General features: G+C 61.6%; 22 protein-coding genes. 15 read left to right on the plus strand and 7 right to left on the minus strand.

The window, feature by feature from the left end; all coding sequences use genetic code 11:
- Window positions 1–37: 37 nt before the first annotated feature.
- Window positions 38–475 carry a VOC family protein gene (locus ACQ7C1_RS07630; protein ID WP_183703858.1) on the minus strand — a complete coding sequence of 146 codons (438 nt, stop codon included), beginning with the start codon at window positions 473–475 and terminating at the stop codon, window positions 38–40.
- Between the two features lie 236 nt (window positions 476–711).
- Window positions 712–981: a sel1 repeat family protein gene (locus tag ACQ7C1_RS07635; protein WP_011424668.1), complete on the minus strand. Its 270-nt coding sequence runs from the start codon at window positions 979–981 to the stop codon at window positions 712–714.
- Window positions 982–1,415: 434 nt separating this feature from the next.
- On the opposite strand from ACQ7C1_RS07635, the gene ACQ7C1_RS07640 reads away from it, so the two are divergent.
- From ACQ7C1_RS07640 to amn, 3 genes are all read left to right on the plus strand, one after another.
- Window positions 1,416–1,754, plus strand: coding sequence for a DUF2147 domain-containing protein (locus ACQ7C1_RS07640; protein WP_097599784.1), 339 nt, complete (start codon window positions 1,416–1,418; stop codon window positions 1,752–1,754).
- Window positions 1,755–1,971: 217 nt separating this feature from the next.
- Complete coding sequence (locus ACQ7C1_RS07645; RefSeq protein WP_085777540.1) at window positions 1,972–2,151, plus strand: hypothetical protein; 180 nt, start codon at window positions 1,972–1,974, stop codon at window positions 2,149–2,151.
- Window positions 2,152–2,237: 86 nt separating this feature from the next.
- A complete protein-coding gene (gene amn, locus ACQ7C1_RS07650; protein ID WP_430957846.1) occupies window positions 2,238–3,740 on the plus strand; it encodes an AMP nucleosidase in 1,503 nt (500 codons plus the stop codon).
- Window positions 3,741–3,749: 9 nt separating this feature from the next.
- Here amn and ACQ7C1_RS07655 read toward each other — a convergent pair whose 3' ends face one another.
- On the minus strand, window positions 3,750–3,965 hold the full coding sequence (locus tag ACQ7C1_RS07655) for a hypothetical protein (RefSeq protein ID WP_430957847.1): 216 nt from the start codon (window positions 3,963–3,965) through the stop codon (window positions 3,750–3,752).
- Window positions 3,966–4,120: 155 nt separating this feature from the next.
- On the opposite strand from ACQ7C1_RS07655, the gene ACQ7C1_RS07660 reads away from it, so the two are divergent.
- The 4 genes from ACQ7C1_RS07660 to ACQ7C1_RS07675 are packed head-to-tail and all read left to right on the plus strand — an operon-like array spanning window position 4,121 to window position 6,463.
- A complete protein-coding gene (locus ACQ7C1_RS07660; RefSeq protein ID WP_430957848.1) occupies window positions 4,121–4,477 on the plus strand; it encodes a YciI family protein in 357 nt (118 codons plus the stop codon).
- Between the two features lie 10 nt (window positions 4,478–4,487).
- Window positions 4,488–4,847 carry a YciI family protein gene (locus ACQ7C1_RS07665; protein ID WP_430957849.1) on the plus strand — a complete coding sequence of 120 codons (360 nt, stop codon included), beginning with the start codon at window positions 4,488–4,490 and terminating at the stop codon, window positions 4,845–4,847.
- Between the two features lie 2 nt (window positions 4,848–4,849).
- Entirely contained in the window at window positions 4,850–5,209 is a 360-nt protein-coding gene (locus ACQ7C1_RS07670; protein ID WP_085777535.1) for a YciI family protein, read from the plus strand.
- 12 nt (window positions 5,210–5,221) lie between these two features.
- The gene (locus ACQ7C1_RS07675) at window positions 5,222–6,463 is read left to right on the plus strand and encodes an RNA polymerase sigma factor (RefSeq protein ID WP_430957879.1); all 1,242 of its coding nucleotides are present in this window, start codon (window positions 5,222–5,224) and stop codon (window positions 6,461–6,463) included.
- Here ACQ7C1_RS07675 and ACQ7C1_RS07680 read toward each other — a convergent pair.
- Window positions 6,431–7,393, minus strand: a complete 963-nt coding sequence (locus ACQ7C1_RS07680; RefSeq protein WP_285193118.1) for a lysylphosphatidylglycerol synthase domain-containing protein — start codon at window positions 7,391–7,393, stop codon at window positions 6,431–6,433. The genes ACQ7C1_RS07675 and ACQ7C1_RS07680 overlap by 33 nt on opposite strands.
- 183 nt (window positions 7,394–7,576) lie before the next feature.
- Here ACQ7C1_RS07680 and ACQ7C1_RS07685 point away from each other — a divergent pair, with 183 nt between their 5' ends.
- The 4 genes from ACQ7C1_RS07685 to ACQ7C1_RS07700 all read left to right on the plus strand — a co-directional run bounded on the left by ACQ7C1_RS07685 (window position 7,577) and on the right by ACQ7C1_RS07700 (window position 13,225).
- Window positions 7,577–9,070: an ArnT family glycosyltransferase gene (locus tag ACQ7C1_RS07685; RefSeq protein ID WP_430957850.1), complete on the plus strand. Its 1,494-nt coding sequence runs from the start codon at window positions 7,577–7,579 to the stop codon at window positions 9,068–9,070.
- 138 nt (window positions 9,071–9,208) lie between these two features.
- Entirely contained in the window at window positions 9,209–10,225 is a 1,017-nt protein-coding gene (locus ACQ7C1_RS07690) for a glycosyltransferase family 2 protein (protein WP_085777531.1), read from the plus strand.
- Between the two features lie 12 nt (window positions 10,226–10,237).
- On the plus strand, window positions 10,238–11,737 hold the full coding sequence (locus tag ACQ7C1_RS07695; RefSeq protein ID WP_430957851.1) for a glycosyltransferase family 39 protein: 1,500 nt from the start codon (window positions 10,238–10,240) through the stop codon (window positions 11,735–11,737).
- Window positions 11,738–13,225, plus strand: coding sequence for an ArnT family glycosyltransferase (locus ACQ7C1_RS07700; RefSeq protein WP_430957852.1), 1,488 nt, complete (start codon window positions 11,738–11,740; stop codon window positions 13,223–13,225).
- A 6-nt stretch (window positions 13,226–13,231) separates the two neighbouring features.
- Here ACQ7C1_RS07700 and ACQ7C1_RS07705 read toward each other — a convergent pair whose 3' ends face one another.
- Window positions 13,232–14,599, minus strand: a complete 1,368-nt coding sequence (locus tag ACQ7C1_RS07705; protein ID WP_430957853.1) for an aspartate aminotransferase family protein — start codon at window positions 14,597–14,599, stop codon at window positions 13,232–13,234.
- An 83-nt stretch (window positions 14,600–14,682) separates the two neighbouring features.
- Between ACQ7C1_RS07705 and ACQ7C1_RS07710 the strand changes: the two genes are divergently transcribed.
- Complete coding sequence (locus tag ACQ7C1_RS07710; protein ID WP_430957880.1) at window positions 14,683–16,032, plus strand: glutamine synthetase family protein; 1,350 nt, start codon at window positions 14,683–14,685, stop codon at window positions 16,030–16,032.
- 9 nt (window positions 16,033–16,041) lie between these two features.
- On the opposite strand, the gene ACQ7C1_RS07715 is transcribed toward ACQ7C1_RS07710, so the two are convergent.
- Window positions 16,042–16,986, minus strand: coding sequence for a diacylglycerol/lipid kinase family protein (locus ACQ7C1_RS07715; protein WP_285193113.1), 945 nt, complete (start codon window positions 16,984–16,986; stop codon window positions 16,042–16,044).
- Between the two features lie 290 nt (window positions 16,987–17,276).
- Here ACQ7C1_RS07715 and ACQ7C1_RS07720 point away from each other — a divergent pair, with 290 nt between their 5' ends.
- Window positions 17,277–18,506, plus strand: a complete 1,230-nt coding sequence (locus tag ACQ7C1_RS07720; protein WP_430957854.1) for an MFS transporter — start codon at window positions 17,277–17,279, stop codon at window positions 18,504–18,506.
- Here the strand turns inward: ACQ7C1_RS07720 and ACQ7C1_RS07725 are convergent.
- Window positions 18,462–18,869, minus strand: a complete 408-nt coding sequence (locus ACQ7C1_RS07725; RefSeq protein WP_097599798.1) for a winged helix-turn-helix transcriptional regulator — start codon at window positions 18,867–18,869, stop codon at window positions 18,462–18,464. The two genes, ACQ7C1_RS07720 and ACQ7C1_RS07725, sit on opposite strands and share 45 nt — an antisense overlap.
- 102 nt (window positions 18,870–18,971) lie before the next feature.
- On the opposite strand from ACQ7C1_RS07725, the gene ACQ7C1_RS07730 reads away from it, so the two are divergent.
- Both ACQ7C1_RS07730 and mgtE read left to right on the plus strand, forming a co-directional pair.
- Window positions 18,972–19,985, plus strand: coding sequence for a zinc-binding alcohol dehydrogenase family protein (locus tag ACQ7C1_RS07730; protein WP_430957855.1), 1,014 nt, complete (start codon window positions 18,972–18,974; stop codon window positions 19,983–19,985).
- Between the two features lie 314 nt (window positions 19,986–20,299).
- Window positions 20,300–21,673: a magnesium transporter gene (gene mgtE, locus ACQ7C1_RS07735; RefSeq protein WP_097599800.1), complete on the plus strand. Its 1,374-nt coding sequence runs from the start codon at window positions 20,300–20,302 to the stop codon at window positions 21,671–21,673.
- The last annotated feature ends 112 nt before the right edge of the window (window positions 21,674–21,785 follow it).

A 21,785-nucleotide genomic window follows, 5' to 3' on the forward strand; every position in this document is an offset into this window, starting at 1 on the left:
CATTGGTCGGTCTTCCCCTTTTGTCCGCGTATTGCGTTCAGCGGAGTTCCTCGGCGAGGCCGATCAGAATCCCTTCAGGTCCGCGAATGTAGCAGAGCCGATACGCATCCTTATACTGAACGACTTCCCCTACGAGCTGCGCGCCGCGCCCGCGCAGTCTCTCAAGCGTCTCGTCAATGTCATCGACTGCGAACATGACGCGGAGGTAGCCGAGGGCGTTGACCGGGGCGTTCCGGTGATCTGCGACGACAGGCGGCGCCAGAAAGCGGGAGAGCTCAAGCCGGCTGTGGCCGTCCGGTGTGCGCATCATGGCGATCTCGACACGCTGATCTCCCAGTCCGGTGATACGTCCGGCCCATTCGCCTTCGACCGTCGCCCGCCCTTCCAATTCGAGGCCGAGCTCGCGAAAGAAATCAATCGCCTCTCCGAGGTCTTCGACGACGATTCCGACATTGTCCATTCGCTTGAGCGCCATGTTTTGATCCCCAAGGTGTCGTTGCAATCGACGAGGTCTTGCCTCGTCTAACGAAGGACGTCTGAGGCGTCCCAACACCGACAACCTCAGAAATTTGAATCATGGACCCGCTCAAATCGCCATTCCGATTTCGAACGTCTGTTGGAGCGCCGTGCGTCCTTGGACACGCGGCGCTCCAACACGTCGAGTTGAGGTATCGTTCTGTCCGGAATCGTTTCGGATTTTCGGTTGATGCGTTAGTGAACCGTCATCCATTCGCGGGCAGCGCGCAGTGCTTCCACGAGCTGCATCTTGTTCATGGCGGCGGCCACGTCGGCGCGGAGCTCGGCGGCGCGGTCGTTGCCCTTGATCGCGGCGATGTTCAGCCATTTGTGGGCGGCAACGAGATCGACGGCGCAGCCGCGGCCGGTCGCATACATCAGACCCATTTCGCAGAAGACATCGGCGCTGTTGTTGTCGCCACCCATGGTGGCCGTTTCAGCATTGTGCATTTCAAAGCGTGCCATTGGTTTTATCCCTGTTAGCCTGTTTACGACTTACCCTGTTTTACCTTCGGACCCTGCCGTCTACGCGGCTTTGCGGCCCTTCCGGTCCGGCGGGTTTACCCCGCTCATCTGATGGTTTGACTATGCCAAACTGCTTTCAAAAAACGCCTAAAATGCATGATTAATTTGAGACAAACAAACTGCAAACGCTTGGTAAAATTGGGTTTTTGTTAAACATCGGATTGCCTGCGATTTAAGGACTTTCGTTCGAATTTTACAAAAGATTCAGATTTGAAAATAAACGGATCGTTCATCATGAAAACAGCAGGCGACGAGTTTAAAAGCTCTACGGTCGGCTTTTCGGCTGCTTTCAGCGACCGGCAGCTGGCTCTATTTATCTTTACGTTCGCGTCAGTTATTTTCGCGGTCGGTCAGAGGACATCAGGGAGGAAAAGATGATCCGCAGTCTCATTCTTGCCGGCGCTATCGCCGTGATGGCGGGCACAGCGAATGCTGAGGAACCTATCGTCGGCAATTGGAAGACCGCCTCCGGCGAAACGGCGGTGATTGCCGCCTGCGGCGGCAGTTATTGCGTGACGCTGAAAACTGGCAAATATACCGGCCGCAAGATCGGCACACTTGCCGGGACCGGCGGCAGCTACGCCGGCGAAATCACCGACCCCGCCGCCGACAAGACCTATAGCGGCTCAGGAAAGATTTCCGGCAATTCACTGAAGATGCAGGGCTGCGTGATGAAGATCCTTTGCAAGACGCAGACCTGGACGCGGCTCTGACGAGATAAAACCAGGCGCAACAATCATCCCAAACGTATAATCATGCCGGTCGAAAAGCCGGCATGCCCTCGAAGTCTTCCCGACTTGCCAATCGTCACTGCAATCGCCAGACCCTGCCCCGCAAGCTGAACGGTGGATGAACCGGCATCTCAGCACTCGTTCAGCCGAGGTGTGGCAAAACTCATGTCACGGTTAGGTTGCGTATCGGGGGCCTGGGATGAACTTCTATATTCTGGCAAGACGTTTCACCATCATCACGCTGTTTGCGGCGGTCTTCGCCGTCACATTTTCGGCGGTCGTCGTGCACAATGGCGGGGGCGGTACGCAGTCGCATTTCGGTGCGAACTATACCTGCCTGGAGAGAAGCGGAACCTTCTGCGCGCCCACGGTGCGGTGAGGGCAACAAGCTCGCAAGAGGATAAAAAATCGGATTCGGCCGGCGCGCGTCGTTTGCTTGTCAAAAACAACTCTCTATAATGCGTCATGAACAAACGAATCTCCCCTCTGTCGCCCCTCGACATTTCCTCTCCGCCCCCTTTCCAGCCCGAGAGCTTCGATGATCCGGCCAAGGCCGTCGAGACGCTGACAGCGCTTTATGAACGCAATACGGCGTTCCTGATCCAGAGCTTCACCGACCTTGCCCAGGGTGCTCCGATCGCCTCGCGCTACCGCGCCTTCTATCCGCAGGTCAGCATCGAGACGACGAGCTTCGGCCATGTCGATTCGCGCCTCTCCTACGGCCATGTCACGGCGCCCGGCATCTACACGACGACGGTCACCCGGCCGAAGCTCTTCAGGCATTACCTGAAGGAGCAGTTGTCGCTGCTGATCAAGAGCCATAATGTTCCGATCGTCGTCTCGGAATCGTCAACGCCGATCCCGCTGCATTTCGCCTTCGGCGAGGGCGCCCATGTCGAAGCATCGGCCTCAGCATTTGTCGACCTTCCAATGCGCGATATCTTCGACACGCCCGATCTCAACACCACCGACGACGAAATCGCCAACGGCGAATATATCCCGCCGCCAGGAGAGCCCTCGCCGCTTGCGCCGTTCACCGCCCAGCGCATCGACTATTCGCTCGCCCGGCTGTCGCATTATACGGCGACGCATGCCGAGCATTTCCAGAACTTCGTGCTGTTTACGAACTACCAGTTCTATATCGATGAATTCTGCAGCTGGGCGCGCAAGCTGATGGCGGAGGGCGGCGACGGCTACACCGCCTTCGTCGAGCCCGGCAACATCGTAACCCTGCCCGGCTCAAGCGTGCCGGAAACGGATGCGACACTTTCCCGTCTGCCGCAGATGCCGGCCTATCATCTGAAGAAGAAGGGCCATGCCGGGATCACCATGATCAATATCGGCGTCGGCCCTTCCAACGCCAAGACGATAACCGACCACGTCGCCGTGCTCCGCCCGCATGCCTGGCTGATGCTCGGCCACTGCGCCGGGCTTCGCAATAGCCAGCGGCTCGGCGATTACGTTCTCGCCCATGCCTATATGCGCGAGGACCATGTTCTCGACGACGACCTGCCGGTCTGGGTGCCGATTCCGGCGCTGGCTGAAGTGCAGGTGGCGCTGGAAGCGGCCGTCGCCGAAATCACCGGTTACGAAGGTTTCGAGCTGAAGCGCATCATGCGCACGGGCACCGTCGGTACGATCGACAACCGCAATTGGGAGCTGCGCGACCAGCGCGGGCCGGTGAAGCGGCTCTCGCAGGCGCGCGCCATCGCACTCGACATGGAATCGGCAACGATCGCCGCCAATGGCTTCCGCTTCCGCGTGCCCTACGGGACGCTCCTCTGCGTCTCCGACAAGCCGCTGCATGGCGAGTTGAAGCTGCCGGGTATGGCGACCGCCTTCTACCGCACGCAAGTGAACCAGCATTTGCAGATCGGCATCCGAGCCGTCCAGAAGCTGGCCGCCATGCCGAAGGAAGCGCTGCATTCGCGCAAACTGCGCAGCTTCTTCGAGACGGCATTCCAATAAGCCGTTTCTTTATCGGCCGGTCGCAATAGGCGCCGAACTCTGCGCAAGCATCTGCGGCCTGCCGGCAGCGATGTTCAGCCCTGCAATCAACAGAGTGAAGGCGACGAAGACGAAAGCGACGCGCAGAAGGGCCTTCAGCCCAGCGCTTTCGTCAAATACCAGCCCGCGCTTCTCATGGCGGCGCGCCCAGATCTGGCTTGCCAGCGCGATTTCAAGAATACTCATTGCCATTCTCCTCGACAGGTTTCGACGAAGCCTTGTCGAGTGCTCACTTGTCATTTCGACAGGTGACCGGCACAAAAGATTTTTCCTGACGCTGTCGAAATGCCCGCACCCCGTTCGTCCAGAGGTATTGAAACCCTGCAAGGAGGCTGCCCGCAATGAAATATCTCTGCCAGGTCTGGTTCGATGGCGCGATACTCGACGCCATGACGAATGAGGAGAAGGCCGACCTCGACGCGAATTCCCTGAACTATGACCGGGATCTCATCAAAAGCGGGCATATGATCATTGCCCAGGCGCTACAGCCGCCGACATCGGCGGTGACGGTCCGTGTGCGGGCCGACGAGACATCGGTAACAGACGGTCCTTTTGCCGAGACGAAGGAAGCGCTCGGCGGCTTCATTCTGATCGAGGCAAAGGACCTTAACGATGCGATCCGCGTTGCCGCCGGCATCCCGCTTGCGAAGCTCGGCGCAATCGAAGTGCGGCCGATCCATGAATTCGGAACCAAATGAGGAAAGAGCGATGAAATTTCTATGCCAGATCTGGTTCGACACGGAAAAAAGCAAGCTGGTCCCTCAGAGCGAATGGGATGCGCTCACACAGGAGTGCATCATCAGCGACAATCGCTGGCGCGAGAGCGGTCACCTCCAGGTGGCGCTCGCCTTGTATGAACCGTCAACAGCGGTCACGGTCCGCCTGCGCAATGGCGAAGTTTCTGCGACCGATGGCCCGTTTGCCGAAATCAAGGAGCACCTCGGTGGTTTTGTGCTTATCGAAGCCAGCAGTATCGAGGAGGCGAAAACGATCGCGTCGAGTTTTCCGATCCTCAAATATTCCTCGATCGAAGTGCGCCCGACTTACGCGATCCAGGATGGGAAATAGCCATGCGCTATATCTGCCTGATCTACAACAGCGCCGACACGGATGGCAGGCTGACGCCTGGTGAGACCGATGAACTCATCAAAGCGCATTTCGCCTTCGATGAGGAGCTACGCCGTGACGGCATCATGATCCACGCCGATGCCTTGGAGATGCCTGACCAGGCGACGGTGCTGCGCGTTCGTAACAACACGCTCTCCGCCACCGATGGCCCCTATGTCGAGACGAAGGAACATCTCGCCGGCTTCTACGTCATCGAGGCGCCCGACCTCATGCAGGCGAAAGAGATTGCCGGACGGATCCCTTCGGCGCGTTTCGGCGCGGTCGAGCTCAGGCCCGTGCGGACACTCCCCGCGCCGTACTGAGGAGGTGCGCCGCTGGAGAGCGTGATCGAAGAGATTTATCGAACCCAGTCGCGCCGGGTGCTGGCGACGCTGATCCGCCTGCTCGGGGATTTCGACCGAGCGGAGGAAGCGCTTCAGGATGCCTTTGCCGCGGCCGCCCGGTCATGGCCGACGGATGGCGTTCCCGGCAACCCGTTCGCCTGGCTCGTCTCGACAGGACGTTTCAAGGCGATCGACACAATCCGGCGGCGAGCGCGCTTCGACGCCTCGCAGCATCACATCGAGGACAGCCTCTACAGCGTCGACACAACGGAGATCGGCGATATGGAAGCGATTGAGGACGACATGCTGCGGCTGATCTTCACCTGCTGCCATCCTGCTATCCCATCCGATGCGCAGACGGCGATGGCGCTCCGCGAAATCTGCGGATTGACCACCGAAGAGATCGCCCATGCCTTTATCGTTCCGGCGCCGACGGTCGCCCAGCGGATCGTGCGCGCCAAGAACAGGATACGCGCCGCGAATATCCCCTACGAAGTGCCGGGCCGCGACGCACTGCCTCAGCGGCTCGATCAGGTGCTGCACGTCATCTATCTCGTTTTCAACGAAGGTTATTCCGCCTCATCCGGCGAGGATGTTGTCCGCGCCGACCTGACCGCCGAGGCGATTAGGCTGGCGCGGCTGCTTCTGGCGCTGCTGCCGCATCCTGACGCCCGCGGTCTTCTGGCGCTGATGCTGCTGCAGGATTCCCGCCGCTTGGCACGCAGCAACGAGCAGGGATCGCTGGTGCTGCTTGCCGACCAGGACCGGTCGCTCTGGGACCGTGCAAAAATCGCGGAAGGCCTGGCGCTGCTCGCCGAGGCGATGCGGGTGGCGGAGATCAGCGCCTATACGGCGCAGGCGGCGATCGCTGCAGAGCATGCCAGGGCGCCGACCGCCGAAGAGACCGACTGGCGGCGCATCGCCTTCTACTATGATCTGCTGCTGGCGGCGCAGCCCTCCCCGATCGTGGAACTCAACCGCGCCGTTGCGATATCAATGGCGGAAGGGCCAGCGAAGGGACTGGATCTGGTCGATGCCATTTTAGGGCGTCAGGAGCTCAGGTCCTATCACCTCGCCCATTCGGCGCGCGCCGATTTCCTGCGCAGGCTTGGCCGCACCGAAGAGGCGATCGCCGCCTATCAGACGGCACTGTCGCTCTGTCGGCAGGAGCCGGAGCAGGCTTTTTTGCGGAAACGGATTTCAGAGCTTGCCGCGGCGCCCGAGCGGCAGTGAGATTGCGGTGCCCGTCAGCGCCGAGACGATGATCAAGAGATGCGCATTGACGCTTGCCTGCGCCAGCGCGGCCAGAGCCATCCGCTCGCTGGAGGCTCCGAGCGCAATGGCGCCGGCGGTGATGCCGGCCGGATAGGTGCCGACGCCGCCCGGCGCGTGCACCGGCAGAACGGAGGAGAGTTCACCGCCGAGCGCGCCGCCGAAGCTTGCCGCCATCGGCAGCACGCCCATCAGGCCGAGCGCCCATGCGAGCACGATCACCTTCACCAGCCAGTTGACGATGGTCATCGCCCAGGCGCGCGCGAAGGCTGCGGCATCGAGCGGCAGCCCGTTTTCGATCTCAACGACGAATTTCTGCGCCTTATCAGGCAACAGCCTGGCAGCGAGCCGGAACAGCGGCTTGCGCGCGGCGAAAGCTGCGACCGGCAGCAGCAGGAAGACTGCCCAAAGCGACCATGCGACGAATGCATCGGCCGCGGCAAGCGCAAAGCCGATACCGGCGGCAGCCAGAAGCGCGTGCAGGTCGAGCAGCCGCATGACCAGGAGCGCCGAGGTTCCGCGGGTCAGCGGAATGCCGAACTCGGTGCGCATCAGCAAGGGAAAGCTGGTCTCGCCGGTGCGGAAGGGCAGCATGATGTTCAGGAGATTGTGGATCTGCGTAACGCGAAAGAGAATCGCGAAGCGGCCCGCCGTCTCCTTGGGAAAATAGTCGTAGATGCGCCAGGTACGCAGGAAATAGGTGCTCGTCAACGCCACGAGCGCGCCGATCACCGGGCCTGCCCCGACATCGGCCCATTGGCTGATGATGACGGGCCAACCCCAGAACCATTGTACGAAGAGCGCATAGGCTGCGACAATTACGACCGTCAGCGCCGTCATGCGATTGCGCATAAACCAGGACTGCTGGCTTTCAACGATCGAACTCTTCATGTAGTAGGCATTCCTCGCTTGGCGTCGGCATGAGCCTCGGCTCCATTGCCAGGCGTTTTAGGAGAAATGAAGGTTGGGCACAACGGCGGAGTTGAAGCGACGGCGGCGAGATCGCTTTAAGGCCGACCACCGCCGCGGCAGACCGACAGATCACGGCGTCTTGCCGGCTTGACTTGGAGATCGATGTTGGAGCGCATTACCAGAAACATCACGAGCGCGAGCATTTTTCTGGCAGTCTATTTCCTGCTGAACATCGTGCTCCGCATCGCATTGCCCCATACGCTTGATCTCGACGAGGCGGAACAATCGTTCTACTCGCAATATCTTCTGGCCGGCTACGGTCCGCAGCCTCCCTTCTACAACTGGATCCAATACGCCATCGTCTCGGTCACCGGAATCACGATGTGGGCGCTCTCGGTTCCGAAGAACATCATTCTCTTCGGCTGCTATCTTTTCTATGGGCTGGCTGCCCGCGAGGTGCTGAAGAACCGTCTGCTCGCACCCGTCGCTATGCTGAGCCTGATTACCCTGCCACAGGTCGGCCTGATGGCGCAGCGCGAACTGACCCATACCGTTGCCCTGCTGTTTGCGACCTCGCTCTTCCTCTTCGGCTTTTTTCGCACACTTCGGCAGCCGACGATCGGGAGCTATCTCGTCATCGGCATCGCCACCGGCATCGGCCTCATCTCAAAATACAATTTCGCCATCCTGCCGTTTGCCGCCTTCGTCGCGGTCCTGGTGGACCGAAAGTGGCGCAGCCGTCTGTTGGACTGGCGTCTGCTGCCGGCGTTCGCAATCGCCATTCTGATCATTCTGCCGCATGCGCTATGGCTGCCCGATAATCTCATCAGCGCTTCGGCCCCGACCATGGAGCGGATGACCGCCGAACACGAGGCCGCCGCTGGCCTTCCCCGCATCGGTCAGGGGCTGTTGTCCCTCGTCATCGCCGTCCTCGGCTTCGTCGCACTGCCCATCGTTCTCTTCGCAGCAGCCTTCCGACGGGATTTCTTCCGTGCGCTTTCCGCGTCCAGTCCGATGATCCGGGTCATCGAGCGAATGATGATCGTGAGCCTGCTCGCCTTCGTCGGTGTCGTCATCGTCGCCGGCGCGAGCGATATCCACGAGCGCTGGCTCGACCCGTGCCTGCTCGTCATGTTGATCTATCTGTTCCTGAAGCTCGAAACCGCCGGCGTCGATCTTTCCGCCGGCCTAGCACGCTTCCGGCCTGTGGTGCCGGTCTTCATGGTCGCCATCCTGGCGATCCTTCTGCTCAGGATCGTCGGCATGCAATATACCGGCGTTTACACGAGAACGAACGTGCCCTTCGCGAATTTCGTTGACGAGCTGACCGCGACCCGCAAGCCGGTTCTCATCGTGGCGGGAACCAAGTTCGTGGCCGGCAACATGAAGCTGGAATTCCCCGACGTCCCCGTCGTGATCCCATTCTTTCCAGGCCACGGGGTGCCTGAATATGCGGCTGCGAAGGGTCCTGTGCTCGTTGTCTGGCGCGGAGAAACCGCAAATGACCCCACCATTTCTCCCGACTTTGCCGATGATCTCGTGAAGTCGGGTATTCATCTGCAGGAGGTGAAGACGCTGACCCTTCCCTATCTTTTCGGTGACGGCAAACATACGTTCTCGATTGGTTATTCCTGGGTAGAAGGCGGTGCGAAGTAGGGTTGCGGCAAGTCGGCCGATTGCGGGGAAAGCGGCATTGCCCGCTGGCAACGGGCGGACACTTCATGTAGTAGGCTTCCGCAAGCGCGGTGGCGGCAGTAAGATTGCAAGGCCGCCCGGCCTTTTGGAGATGCAAAGTTGCAGACAACGGTAGAGCCCATTCGCGGCACGAATGATCCGGTACAATCGCTCGAGCTGTCGCTGGTCGTGCCCGTTTTCAACGAAGAGGAAAGCGTCGGCCCGCTGGTCGAGCGCATCGTTGCGGCGATGGCCGAGTATCCTCATCGCTGGGAACTGATCCTCGTCGACGACGGCAGCACGGATGCGACGCTCGTCAACGCCCGAAAATTCGTCGGCCGCAAGGGCCTGGCGCTCCGGATCGTCGAGCTGCAGCGTAATTTCGGCCAAACCGCCGCCATGCAGGCCGGCATCGATACCGCCCGGGGGCGGCTGATCGCGACGATGGACGGCGACCTGCAGAACGACCCGAAGGACATCCCTGCGATGGTCTCGGAGCTCGAGCGGCGCGAACTCGACCTGCTGGTCGGCTGGCGCAAGAACCGCAAGGATGGTCTGTTCCTGCGCAAGATTCCCTCCTGGTGCGCCAACTACCTGATCGGCCGCATCACCGGCGTCAAGCTGCACGACTACGGCTGCAGCCTGAAGATCTACCGGGCCTCGATCATCAAGCAGGTGAAGCTGATGGGCGAGATGCACCGCTTCATCCCAGCCTGGGTCGCCGGCGTCGTCCCGAGTTCGCGCATCGGCGAGATGGCCGTCACCCACCATGCGCGCGAGCACGGTGTTTCGAAATACGGCATCTCGCGCACCTTCCGCGTTATCCTCGATCTGCTGTCGGTGATGTTCTTCATGCGCTACAAGGCGCGGCCCGGCCATTTCTTCGGCTCGCTCGGTCTCGGTCTCGGCGCGGTTGCCATCTTGATCCTGCTCTATCTCGGGTTCGACAAGTTCATCATGGGCAACGATATCGGCACACGTCCGATGCTGATGGTCGGCGTCGTGCTCCTGCTTTCGTCGGTACAGATGATCACCACCGGCATCCTGGCGGAAATGATCGCGCGCACCTACTATCGTGACGATGCCTCCCCGAACTACATCGTCCGGGAGATCTTCGACGATCAAAGCCAAGCATAAACCGGCAGCACGATGCTGAACCGGGCGACGAGGACGATCAAAACCGCGGCGCTGCTGCTTGCAGCCTATTTCGTGCTGAACATCGCGCTCAGGCTGGTACTTCCGCACGCGCTGGAACTCGACGAGGCCGAGCAGTCCTTCTTCTCGCAATATCTGCTGGCGGGTTATGGCCCGCAGCCGCCCTTCTACAACTGGATGCAATATGCCATCGTTTCGGTGACCGGCTTGTCGATGGGCGCGCTTGTCATCCCGAAGAACATCCTGCTCTTCCTGTGTTACCTCTTTTACGGCCTTGCCGGACGCGAGGCACTGAAGGACGAGAAGCTTGCCGCCGTCGGAATGATGGCATTGATCACCCTGCCCCAGGTCTCCTACATGGCGCAGCAGGATCTGACCCACACGACGGCGCTGCTCTTTGCCAGTTCGCTCTTCCTCTACGGCTTCTTCCGCACGCTCGAGCGGCCCGGCATCGGCAGCTACCTCCTGCTCGGGCTTGCGACCGGCATAGGGCTGATCTCGAAATATAATTTCGCGCTGATGCCCGTCGCGGCGCTGATCGCCGTCCTGCCCAATGCCGAATGGCGGCGCAGGGTGCTGGACTGGCGTATCCTGGCAGCGATCGCCGTCGCGCTCATCATCGTGCTGCCGCACGCGATCTGGCTGCGGAGCAACCTCGAATTCGCCTCCTCCGATACTCTGGTCAAAATGGCCGCCGGCAATGAACCGGCCGGAGCCTTGCGTATCGGCAAGGGCATTGTCGCCTTTGTCATCGCCATCATCGCCTTTGCGGCGCTGCCCATCGCCATTTTCGCCGCCGCCTTCCGCCGGAACTTTTTCAGGGCGCTCGCATCCGGAAACCGCTGGACGGGGATGATGGAGCGGATGATGCTTGCCAGCCTCGCCGGAATCCTTCTGATTGTTCTGTTCACCGGCTCCACGACGGTGCGTGAACGCTGGCTCGACCCATTCCTGCTGGTGCTGCCGATCTATTTCCTGGCAAAGATGCAGGCGGCCGGGCTCGACCTTTCCGCCGGACTGCGCCGCTTCCGACCCGTCGTGCCGGTGCTGATGGCCTGCGTCCTGGTGGCGCTCGGCTTCCGCGTCGTCGGCGCCGGGCTGATCGACACCTACAGCAGGCCGAATGTGCCGATGGCCGATCTCGCCCGCGGAATGACGCGACAGGCCGAACCTGCGCTGGTGATCGCCTCGGATACCTATGTCGGCGGGAACATGCGGCTGCAGTTTCCCGGCGTGCCCGTGGTGATCCCGGATTTCCCTGCACCCGGCATCCCGGCCTATGCGACATCGGACGGACCAGTGCTCATCGTCTGGCGCGGCAAGAAGACGGCGACGGCCGCCGATGCGGTCATGCCGGAGCGATTTTCATCGGCGCTGGCGGCGGCCGATATCGCACCGCAGGAGATCGGCGCCTTGTCGCTTCCCTATCATTTCGGTCGCCAGGGCGATAATTTCGCACTCGGCTATGCCTGGGTTCGGCCGGGAGCGAGATAGATGAGCGAGACCAGCCTTCGCGACGTCAGGTGGATTTTCATCCTGCTGGCCGCCTATTTCGCCCTTCAGATCGGTGTGAGGCTGGCGACATCGCATTCGCTCGATCTCGACGAGGCCGAACAGGCCTTTCGCTCACAATGGCTCGCCGCCGGTTATGGCCCGCAGCCGCCCTTCTACAATTGGCTGCAGTATGCCGTCTTCCAGTTTGCCGGCGTCTCGCTTGCCGCCCTGTCCGTCGTCAAGAACCTTCTGCTCTTTATCTCCTATCTGCTGTATGGCCTGACGGCGCGGCTCGTCCTGCGTGACAAGGCGCTCGTGGCAATCGCAACACTCGGGCTGCTCACCATTCCGCAGATGGTTTTCGAGATGCAGCGTGACCTGACGCACACGGTCGCGGTCTTCTTCTCGGCCAGCATCTTCTTCTACGGTTTCATCCGCAGCCTGAAGCAGCCGAGCCTTGCCTCCTATCTGATCGCGGGCATCGGCATCGGTTTCGGTCTGCTTGCCAAGTATAATTTCGCCATCCTACCGGCCGCTGCCCTGATTGCCGCGCTGGCGGATACACGCCTGCGGCCGCGAATCTTCGACCGGCGGCTGGCGCTGACCGTGATCGTGGCCCTCGTCATCATCCTGCCGCATCTCTTCTGGCTGAAGGACAATCTCGATTTCGCAACCGCGCGCACGCTGGAGAAGATGACGGCGAGCGGCCATGCGAGCTATCCGATGCAGGTCGCCATGGGCATCGGCTCGCTCGCTCTCGCCGTCATCAGCTTCGCCGGATTGACCATCGCAGTGTTCGCGATCGTCTTCGGCAAGAAGCTCCGCTCAGCGCTGACTGCCCAATCGGAATGGACACGGCTCCTCGAGCGGATGATGCTCGTCTTCGTCATCGGCATCCTGCTGTTGATCGTCTTCGGCGGCGCGGCCGGCATCAAGGATCGCTGGCTGGTGCCGATGCTGTTCATAGTGCCGCTTTATCTCTGCCTAAAGATCGAGGCGGCAGGGGTGGAGACCGACAAGGCTTTGCGGCGTTTCATGCTCATCGTCGCCGTCATCATGATCGGCGTGCCGGCCGCCCTTTACGGCAGTGTGGCGAGCGCGCGCTTCACGGGTCACTACGAGCGCCTGAACAGGCCATATGCTGATATGCTGGAAACCTTGCGCAGGCAGGCCGAACCGGCGGCGATCCTTGCCGGCGACAGCCTGCTCGCCGGCAATCTCAGACAGGACATTCCCGGTATTCCCGTGCTTTCGGTCGATTATCCCGGCTTCAAGCCGGATGTCTCGGGAAGCCGCCCGCTTCTCCTCGTGTGGCTCATGCTGCAGAGGGAGAAAAACGAAGGGCTGCCGCCGGCCATGGCGCAATGGCTCCAGGTCAATCTCGGCGTATCCGCGCCCGACGCCGCGGTGATCGATGTGCCATATCTCTACGGGCGCGGCGACGACCGTTATCGCTTCGGTTATGCCTGGATCAACCAGGCCAACTGAACGACTTCATGATTTCAGCTCCTTCCAGGCCGCATCCAATGCCAGCCTGGTGATTCTCGCCATCTGGTCCACCTCAGCGTGGCTGATGACGAGTGGTGGCGAGGCGAGCATGCGGTCGCCGGTGGCGCGCAGCACCAGGCCGTTCGCCAATGCGTGATTGCGGACGAGCGCGCCGACCTGATCGGGCTTTTCGTAACGGGTGCGCGCGCTCTTGTCGGCAGTAAGCTGCAGGCCGCCCATGAGGCCAATGCTGACCGCCTCGCCGACAAGATCGTGTTCGGCCAGTGCTGCCCAGGCCTTGCCGAAGTAGGGACCGATATCGTCGCGCACGCGCTCGACCAGTTTTTCCTCCTCGATGATGCGCAGGTTTTCGAGTGCGGCGGCGGCGCAGACCGGATGGCCGGAATAGGTGAAGCCGTGATTGAAATCGCCAACCTCGTTGATCAGCACATCGGCGATGCGGCCGCTGACGAGCACGCCGCCGATCGGCAGATAGCCGGAGGAAAGCCCCTTGGCGATCGGCGCGAGATCGGGTTCGACGCCGAAATGCTGATGGCCGAACCAGGCGCCCAGGCGGCCGAAACCGCAGATCACCTCGTCGGTTACCAGCAGGATATTGCGCGTCTTGCAGATGCGGTCGATCTCAGGCCAGTAAGTCTCGGGCGGAATGATGACGCCGGCAGCCCCCTGCACCGGTTCGGCGACGAAGGCCGCGACATTTTCCTCGCCGAGTTCGTCGATCTTGGCTTCGAGCTCGCGGGCGACTTTCAGGCCGAATTCGGCGGGTGAGAGATCGCCGCCCTCGCCGTACCAATAGGGCTGCCCGATATGGACAATGCCTGATATCGGCAGATCGCCCTGCTCATGCATGTACTTCATGCCGCCGAGGCTGGCGCCGGCGACGGTCGAGCCGTGATAGCCGTTCTTCCTCGCGATCACGATCTTCTTGGACGGCTTGCCGACGGCGCTCCAATAGACGCGAGCCATGCGGAACCAGGTGTCGTTCGCTTCCGAACCGGAGCCGGTGAAGAAAATATGGTTGAACCGTTCGCCCGCATGCAACGTCACCTTCTGCGCCAGCAGCGCCGTCGGCGTGGAGGTCGTGCCGAAGAAAGTGTTGTAATAGGGCAGCTCGTTCATCTGCCTTGCAACCGCTTCGGCGATCTCTCGGCGGCCGTAGCCGATGTTGACGCACCAAAGGCCGGCGAAGCCGTCAAGATATTTTATGCCGTGACTATCGAAGATGTAGACGCCCTCGCCGCGCTGAATGATCCGCGTTCCCTCGGCGTTCAGCTTCTTCATGTCGGCGAAGGGATGGAGATGGTGCGCGGCGTCTACCGCAGCAAGGTTGGAGGGCGGGTAAGTATCGGGCATGACTGGCAAAAGATCCTCGCGGATTGAAAGGCTGCTGTCGATGGGATAGGAGCTTGGCCTTGTCCCGGAGGATTTTCAAGGTCATGGTGAGCGACAGGATGGACGGCAAGGCCGATGGAGACCCACGTTTCGATATCCTGATCGTCGGCATGAATGGCGAGCTCCGCGGCAAACAGCTTCCGCCCGGCACCGAAGGCAAAGTCTGGGCCGGTGAGATCCGCCTGCCGACATCGACACAGTCGCTCGACATCTGGGGCGACGACAATGACGACATCACCGGCCTGTCGCTGACCATCGGCGATCCCGACGGGATGGTCGTTCCAGACCGACGCAGCCTCGCGCCAATGCCCTGGGCGCCGGAGGGCTCGATGCAGGTCCTCGCCACCATGTGCGAATTCGACGGCACCCCGAGCTTCATGGATCCGCGCGCGATCCTCGCCTCGGTGGTCGAACGCTACAGGCTGCGCGGGCTGACGCCCGTCATCGCCACCGAGCTGGAATTCTATGTGATGTCCGCAGACTGGCGCGAGACCGGACGGCCTTCCCCGCCCGAAAGCCTCACCTATCGCGGCGAGCCGAATGGTTTCCAGCTCTACGACATGAGCGCCGTCGACGCGCTCGACAGCTATCTGCGGACGCTGAGGGCCTATGCCAAGGCGCAGGGGCTGCCGGCGGACGCGACGACTGCGGAATTCGGACCCGGCCAGTTCGAGGTCAATCTCATGCACCGACCCAGTGCGCTGGCGGCAGCCGACGACTGCCTTTATTTGAAGCGCATCGCCGAACAGGCGGCGCGCCGCCACGGGCTGAAATCGACCTGCATGGCCAAGCCCTATTCCGACCATGCAGGTTCCGGCCTGCATGTGCATGTAAGCGTCATCGACGAACAGGGCCGCAACATTCTCGACGCCAAAGGCGGCGAGCCGAAGCTGCTGAAATCGGTCACGGCAGGTATGCTCGACAGCATGCGCGAGGCGCAACTGATCTTCGCCCCCTTCGCCAATTCCTACCGGCGCTTTCAGCCGGGCTCCTTCGCGCCCGTCGATCTGAGCTGGGGCAACGGCCATCGCGGCACGGCAATCCGCATACCCGAAAAGGACGGGCCGGCCGCACGCATCGAGCACCGCGTCGCCGGCGCCGATGCCAATCCTTATCTGCTGCTGGCGGCGATCCTCGGCGGCATGCTCACCGGTCTCGACCGCGAGCTCGATCCCGGCGAGGAGACGACGCCCGCGCACACGCCCGCAGATACGAGGCGACTGACGCATGATTTCCTGAGCGCGGTCGAGACCTTCCGCACCTCGCCCTTCATCGCCGATATCTTCGGCAGCCGATATCAGGCGCTCTATGGGGACACCAAGCGCAAGGAAGCGCTGGCGCATCTTCGCACGGTCTCCGATTTCGACTATCGCACCTACCTACCGCGTCTCTGAATCCTTCCGTTACGCCGCGGGTTCGCGGCGTTCGTCCGCATCGATCTGAGCCGCCAGACCCTGCTTGACCAGAACCTTCAGTTCGCCCGGATGCAGACGGATCAAGACGTCGCGTTCGAGCGGCAGCAGTTCCCCGTCCATCACGCAATTGGCCTTGGAGCGCAGCTTCGGGAAATGCAGGCGCACCTCGGCCGGGTGCATCACCATGACGTCCGCGTTCTCGCGGACCTTGCCGCGCATCATATCGAAGGCGAGGCGGGCGACACCGAGCGGTTTCAGCGGATTTGCCGTATAGAAGCCGAGTTCGCCGCTTCTCAGATTATCGGCATACAGCAGTGCATTTTCGCCAAACGGGTTGTTGGAGACCGAGACTGCCGAAACCCGGCGACGCTCGCGCATGCCGGCCGCTTCGAACTCAACCTCGAATTCGGGCGGATTGAAGATAACGCCGAGGGCCGCCTTCGTGCTTGCCCTGATCTTGCCCAGCCGCGAGCGATAGCTGTAGGAATTGCGATAGCGCACCATGCGGGCATGCAAGCCGGCGGAAAACTGATGAATGAAGGGGCGGCCGTTGGCGCTGGCAATATCGACATTGTCGATCTCGCCTGATGCAAGCACGTCGAGAGCCTGCCAGATATCGAGCGGCACGCGCAGCGAACGGGCAAAGAGGTTCATGGTGCCGGCCGGTACGACGCCTAGTGCGATACCGTTCTTCCAGGCGATCGATGCCGCCGCCGAAATCGTCCCGTCGCCGCCACCGGCGACGATGCCGTCGATATCGTTGCGCTTGGCCGCACGTTCCATGGCCGGAATGATTTCATTTCCAGAGAAAACGATCGCGTCGAAATCGTGCCCCGCATCGCGGAACGCTGCTTCCGCCCTCTTTTCGTAGGCCAGCATATCGGTGGTCTTGAAGGTACCGCCGTCGCGATTGAAAAAGCCTACAAGCTTCATGAGGGCTCCCGTCCCTGGCGCGGAAATCGTCCTGCCTTGCTCCTCAAATGGTTGCGGCACTGACGATTTCAAGCGCCGCCCTGGCGCGGCAGAAATGACAGAAATGCAAATGTTGCAACGGACATATGCACATAGCAGGACGCTGCACTGCGAAAAATGCACTCGACGCCTGTCGGCATATCACGGATAGATCAGACATCGCCATCTTCCTTCCCGCCATTTGTCCCGATCGCCTCGAGGCCGCACTTGGCCAGTGGCCTGCCGAGCAGAACCGTCCAGAGAGAGCTCCCATGAGTGAGATCGCCATCAACGATTCCATCGGTACCCAGCCTGCTGACGAGTTGCCGTCGGCAACGACCGTGGCTTTGGTTCAACTGGCGCTCGCTTGCGGCGGCTTCGGCATCGGCACCGGCGAATTCGCAATCATGGGGCTGCTGCCCAATGTGGCCGATACCTTCTCGGTGACGACGCCGCAGGCGGGATACGTCATCAGCGCCTATGCGCTCGGCGTCGTCGTCGGCGCGCCCGTCATCGCCGTGCTCGCCGCGAAGATGGCGCGCCGCACATTACTTTTGTCGCTGATGCTGGTCTTTGCCCTCGGCAATATCTCGAGCGCCGTGGCGCCGACCTTTGAGACGTTCACCGTGCTGCGCTTCATCACCGGCCTGCCGCATGGCGCCTATTTCGGCGTCGCCGCACTTGTGGCCGCCTCGATGGTGCCGGTTCATCGGCGGGCACGCGCTGTCGGACGCGTCATGCTCGGACTGACTGTCGCAACGCTCCTCGGCACGCCGCTGACGACGCTTTTCGGCCAATCGCTGGACTGGCAGGTTGCGTTCCTGTCGGTCGGCGTCGTCGGCCTGCTGACAGTGGCCTTGATCTGGGTCTATGTTCCGAAGGACAGGGTCTCCGAAGAAGCGAGTTTCTCACGCGAACTCGGCGCCTTCCGCCGACCACAGGTCTGGCTGACGCTCGGCATCGCCGCGGTCGGCTATGGCGGCATGTTCGCCATGTTCAGCTATATCGCCTCGACGACGACCGAGGTGGCGATGCTGCCGGCAAGCGCCGTTCCGGTCATGCTGGTGCTCTTCGGCATCGGCATGAATGCCGGCAATTTCATCGGCTCATGGCTCGCCGACAAGTCGCTGCTGGGCACGATCGGCGGATCGCTCGTTTACAATATCGTCGTGCTCACGACCTTCTCGCTGACCGCCGCCAACCCCTATATGCTTGGCCTCTCGGTCTTCTTCGTCGGTTGCGGTTTTGCCGCCGGCCCGGCGCTGCAGACGCGGCTGATGGATGTCGCCGCTGATGCGCAGACGCTGGCGGCCGCTTCCAACCATTCCGCCTTCAATATCGCCAATGCGATCGGCGCCTGGCTCGGCGGCCTCGTCATCGCCTGGGGTTACGGCTTTGCGGCCACGGGCTACGTCGGCGCAGCACTCTCCTTCCTTGGCCTCTTCGTCTTCGCAGCCTCAGCCCGCCTGGAGAGGCGCAGCCGGCGCGTGCAGCCCGCCTGAGGACATGCGCAACTCACGTCCTTCCGGGCTGCAGAAGACATAATCGTCGCCCCAGGCGGCAAGCGCATCGACGACCGGCTTCAGCGTCATGCCTAGCGGCGTCATCGCATACTCAACACGCGGCGGCACCACCGGGAAGACGGTACGCGACACCAGACCGGATCCTTCGAGTTCGCGCAACTGCTTCGTCAGCATCCGCTGGGTCACGGCCGGTAGCTTGCGGCGCAGTTCATTGAAGCGCAGCGTGCCCTTCATGAGGTGAAAGAGGATCACACCCTTCCATTTGCCGTCGAGGTAGCTCAGCGTCGCCTCTACAGGGCAACCGGGAAAATTCCTGACGAGTTTGGCGCGCGGCAACGACATTTACAGTATCCTTTTTGGTACTACGTACAGAATTTGTGCATTCTTGCGTTGCTCGAACATAGTGCGCATCTAGCTTCCGTGCAAAGAACACAGGAGTTTCCCATGCGCGCCGTCGCTTATAAAACCCCACAGCCCATTACCGCCGAGACCTCGCTGATCGATGTCGACTTGCCGATGCCGGAAGCTCGTGGCCACGATCTGCTCGTCGAGATCAAGGCGGTCTCCGTCAATCCCGTCGATGTGAAGGTGCGCGCCCATTCCGCGCCACCTGCCGACGAACTGAAGGTGCTCGGTTGGGATGCCGCCGGTGTCGTCAAGGCCATCGGTGCTGACGTCACGCTGTTCAGGCCGGGCGACGAGGTGTTCTACTCCGGCGTCATCAGCCGTCCGGGCAGCAATGCCGAATTCCACCTCGTCGACGAGCGCATTGTCGGCAAAAAACCGAGGAGCCTCGATTTCGCGGCCGCAGCCGCCCTGCCGCTGACCTCGATCACCGCTTATGAGACGTTGTTCGACCGGCTGAAGGTGCAGGACCCCATTGCGGGCCCGGCACGCGCCATCCTGATCATCGGCGGCGCAGGCGGGGTCGGCTCGATCGCCATCCAAATCGCCCGTTCTCTCACCGACCTCACCGTGATCGCAACGGCATCGCGGCCGGAAACGCAGGATTGGGTGAAGGCGCTCGGCGCACATCACGTCATCGATCACTCCAGGCCGATCGCGCCTCAGGTGGCAGCGCTTGGTATCGGCGCGCCGGGATTCGTTTTCTCGACAACCAATACCGACACTCACGTCGGCGACGTCGTGGAAGCCATCGCGCCGCAGGGCCGCTTCGCACTGATCGACGATCCCAAGACACTCGACATCGTGCCCTTCAAACGCAAGGCCATCTCCATTCATTGGGAGCTGATGTTCACCCGCCCGCTTTATGGCACGCCTGACATGATCGAGCAGCACAAGCTGCTGAACAAGATTTCTGAACTGGTCGACGCCGGACAGATCCGCACGACGCTCACCGAGACCGTCGGTCCGATCAATGCGGCAAATCTGAAGAAGGCACATGCGATGGTGGAAAGCGGCCGTATGAAGGGCAAGGCAGTGCTTGCAGGCTTCTGATTCGCACTTGCACGAAGGATTTTTAAGCCGTCAGCCGCAAGTCATTACCACACGCCGGAATGCCGCACCGCACAGGTGCGACATTCTGGCGTTAAGCATTTATCCTGCTTGACTTTTTCGGCGTTCGGAGCCACCTAGCATGACACGTGGATGACATTCATCTTCCGCGCATTTCAACGGAGCCATCACTCAGATGCCAAGCGACAGTAACAGTCGATTGCCTTTGCCGTACGCGGCCGCCCTCGTGCGCTGACCGACTCCTGTCGGCTCGCCCGATCGGACGCTACGGCGGATCGACGGAAAGGCGAGCCTCAATGAATATCAACCGCTTCCCTCTTCGGGCAGGCCATGCCGCCCGCGCCTTCATCAACAATAGCCGCGGCGCAACGATCGCCGAACGCGTCGAAGCTATGAATGCGCTCAGCGTCCAGGATGCCGGGCGGGTGCTGTCGGGCATGCCGCTCGACTATGCTGTCAATATGCTCGACCGGCCGGAGCTTCGCAACGCCGCCCAGATCCTCGCGCTGATCAGCGCCGAGGACGCCGCACGGCTGATGCACGGCATGTCCAACGACCGCGTCGCCGACGTGCTGCTCGAACTCGATGGCGAGACCCGGGCCCGGCTGTTCTCCAGCCTCGACGAGCCGGTGCGCGTCGCCATCCAGCACCTGATGGGCTATCCGCCGCGCACGGCGGGCGGCATCATGACGACGGAATTCGTCAGTGTCCCCAACAGCTGGACCGTTGCCCAGACGCTCGACCATGTACGCCAGGTCGAACGCTCACGCGAGACGGTTTACGCTATCTACGTGCTCGATGAGTTGAGCCATGCGCTCCAGCATGTGGTGACGCTGCGCCGCCTCATCACCGGCGAGCCGGATGCATCCATCCTCTCCGTGGCTCAGAAGGGCGCGCCGGTTTCGGCCGATCCGCTGATGAAGCAGGAGGACGTCGCCCGGCTGATCCGCAAGCACGATCTGCTCGCCCTGCCTGTCATCGACGAACAAGGGCAGGTGCTCGGCATCGTCACCGTTGACGATGTGATCGACACGATGATCGCAGACACGACGGAAGCCGCCCAGAAGTTCGGCGGCATGGAGGCGCTCGGCCAGCCCTATATGAAGATCGGCTTCGCCGGCATGATCCGCAAGCGCGCCGGCTGGCTCGCCGCCCTCTTCCTCGGCGAGATGCTGACAGCAAGCGCCATGCAGCATTTCGAAGGCGAGCTCGAAAAGGCCGTGGTGCTGACGCTGTTCATCCCGCTGATCATGAGCTCGGGCGGCAATTCGGGTTCCCAGGCCACTTCGCTGATCATAAGGGCGCTGGCGCTCGGCGAATTGAAGCTTTCGGACTGGTGGAAGGTGCTGTTGCGCGAACTGCCGACCGGCATCGTGCTCGGCGCGATCCTCGGCCTCGTCGGCTTCGTCCGCATCGTCTTCTGGCAATCGGCGGGGCTCTACAATTACGGTCCGCACTGGCCGATGGTCGCCGTCACGGTGTTTGCCGCGCTGATCGGAATCGTCACCTTCGGCTCGATCTGCGGTTCGATGCTGCCATTCATGCTGCAGAAACTCCGACTCGATCCGGCCAGCGCCTCTGCGCCCTTTGTCGCCACGCTGGTCGACGTCACCGGCCTCGTCATCTACTTCTCGGTTGCGCTGCTCATCCTCAGCGGGACGCTGCTGTAGCGCATGCGCAACCGGCTAGATGTGCCCCTCACCCTGGCCCTCTCCCCGCACGCGGGGAGAGGGGACCTGCCTTGCGAGAGATTGGTGAGAAAGAAGAGGTTGCGGCGATACT

Source organism: Rhizobium sp. Nf11,1 (genome assembly GCF_050587665.1).
GTDB lineage: Bacteria > Pseudomonadota > Alphaproteobacteria > Rhizobiales > Rhizobiaceae > Rhizobium.

Excerpts from the sequence above, each read along its gene's own strand:
- ACQ7C1_RS07630 (WP_183703858.1), bottom strand. The coding sequence starts at position 475 with ATGGCGCTCAAGCGAATGGACAATGTCGGAATCGTCGTCGAAGACCTC.
- ACQ7C1_RS07635 (WP_011424668.1), bottom strand. The coding sequence starts at position 981 with ATGGCACGCTTTGAAATGCACAATGCTGAAACGGCCACCATGGGTGGC.
- ACQ7C1_RS07640 (WP_097599784.1), top strand. The coding sequence starts at position 1,416 with ATGATCCGCAGTCTCATTCTTGCCGGCGCTATCGCCGTGATGGCGGGC.
- ACQ7C1_RS07645 (WP_085777540.1), top strand. The coding sequence starts at position 1,972 with ATGAACTTCTATATTCTGGCAAGACGTTTCACCATCATCACGCTGTTT.
- amn (WP_430957846.1), top strand. The coding sequence starts at position 2,238 with ATGAACAAACGAATCTCCCCTCTGTCGCCCCTCGACATTTCCTCTCCG.
- ACQ7C1_RS07655 (WP_430957847.1), bottom strand. The coding sequence starts at position 3,965 with ATGAGTATTCTTGAAATCGCGCTGGCAAGCCAGATCTGGGCGCGCCGC.
- ACQ7C1_RS07660 (WP_430957848.1), top strand. The coding sequence starts at position 4,121 with ATGAAATATCTCTGCCAGGTCTGGTTCGATGGCGCGATACTCGACGCC.
- ACQ7C1_RS07665 (WP_430957849.1), top strand. The coding sequence starts at position 4,488 with ATGAAATTTCTATGCCAGATCTGGTTCGACACGGAAAAAAGCAAGCTG.
- ACQ7C1_RS07670 (WP_085777535.1), top strand. The coding sequence starts at position 4,850 with ATGCGCTATATCTGCCTGATCTACAACAGCGCCGACACGGATGGCAGG.
- ACQ7C1_RS07680 (WP_285193118.1), bottom strand. The coding sequence starts at position 7,393 with ATGAAGAGTTCGATCGTTGAAAGCCAGCAGTCCTGGTTTATGCGCAAT.
- ACQ7C1_RS07685 (WP_430957850.1), top strand. The coding sequence starts at position 7,577 with ATGTTGGAGCGCATTACCAGAAACATCACGAGCGCGAGCATTTTTCTG.
- ACQ7C1_RS07695 (WP_430957851.1), top strand. The coding sequence starts at position 10,238 with ATGCTGAACCGGGCGACGAGGACGATCAAAACCGCGGCGCTGCTGCTT.
- ACQ7C1_RS07700 (WP_430957852.1), top strand. The coding sequence starts at position 11,738 with ATGAGCGAGACCAGCCTTCGCGACGTCAGGTGGATTTTCATCCTGCTG.
- ACQ7C1_RS07705 (WP_430957853.1), bottom strand. The coding sequence starts at position 14,599 with ATGCCCGATACTTACCCGCCCTCCAACCTTGCTGCGGTAGACGCCGCG.
- ACQ7C1_RS07710 (WP_430957880.1), top strand. The coding sequence starts at position 14,683 with ATGGTGAGCGACAGGATGGACGGCAAGGCCGATGGAGACCCACGTTTC.
- ACQ7C1_RS07715 (WP_285193113.1), bottom strand. The coding sequence starts at position 16,986 with ATGAAGCTTGTAGGCTTTTTCAATCGCGACGGCGGTACCTTCAAGACC.
- ACQ7C1_RS07720 (WP_430957854.1), top strand. The coding sequence starts at position 17,277 with ATGAGTGAGATCGCCATCAACGATTCCATCGGTACCCAGCCTGCTGAC.
- ACQ7C1_RS07725 (WP_097599798.1), bottom strand. The coding sequence starts at position 18,869 with ATGTCGTTGCCGCGCGCCAAACTCGTCAGGAATTTTCCCGGTTGCCCT.
- ACQ7C1_RS07730 (WP_430957855.1), top strand. The coding sequence starts at position 18,972 with ATGCGCGCCGTCGCTTATAAAACCCCACAGCCCATTACCGCCGAGACC.
- mgtE (WP_097599800.1), top strand. The coding sequence starts at position 20,300 with ATGAATATCAACCGCTTCCCTCTTCGGGCAGGCCATGCCGCCCGCGCC.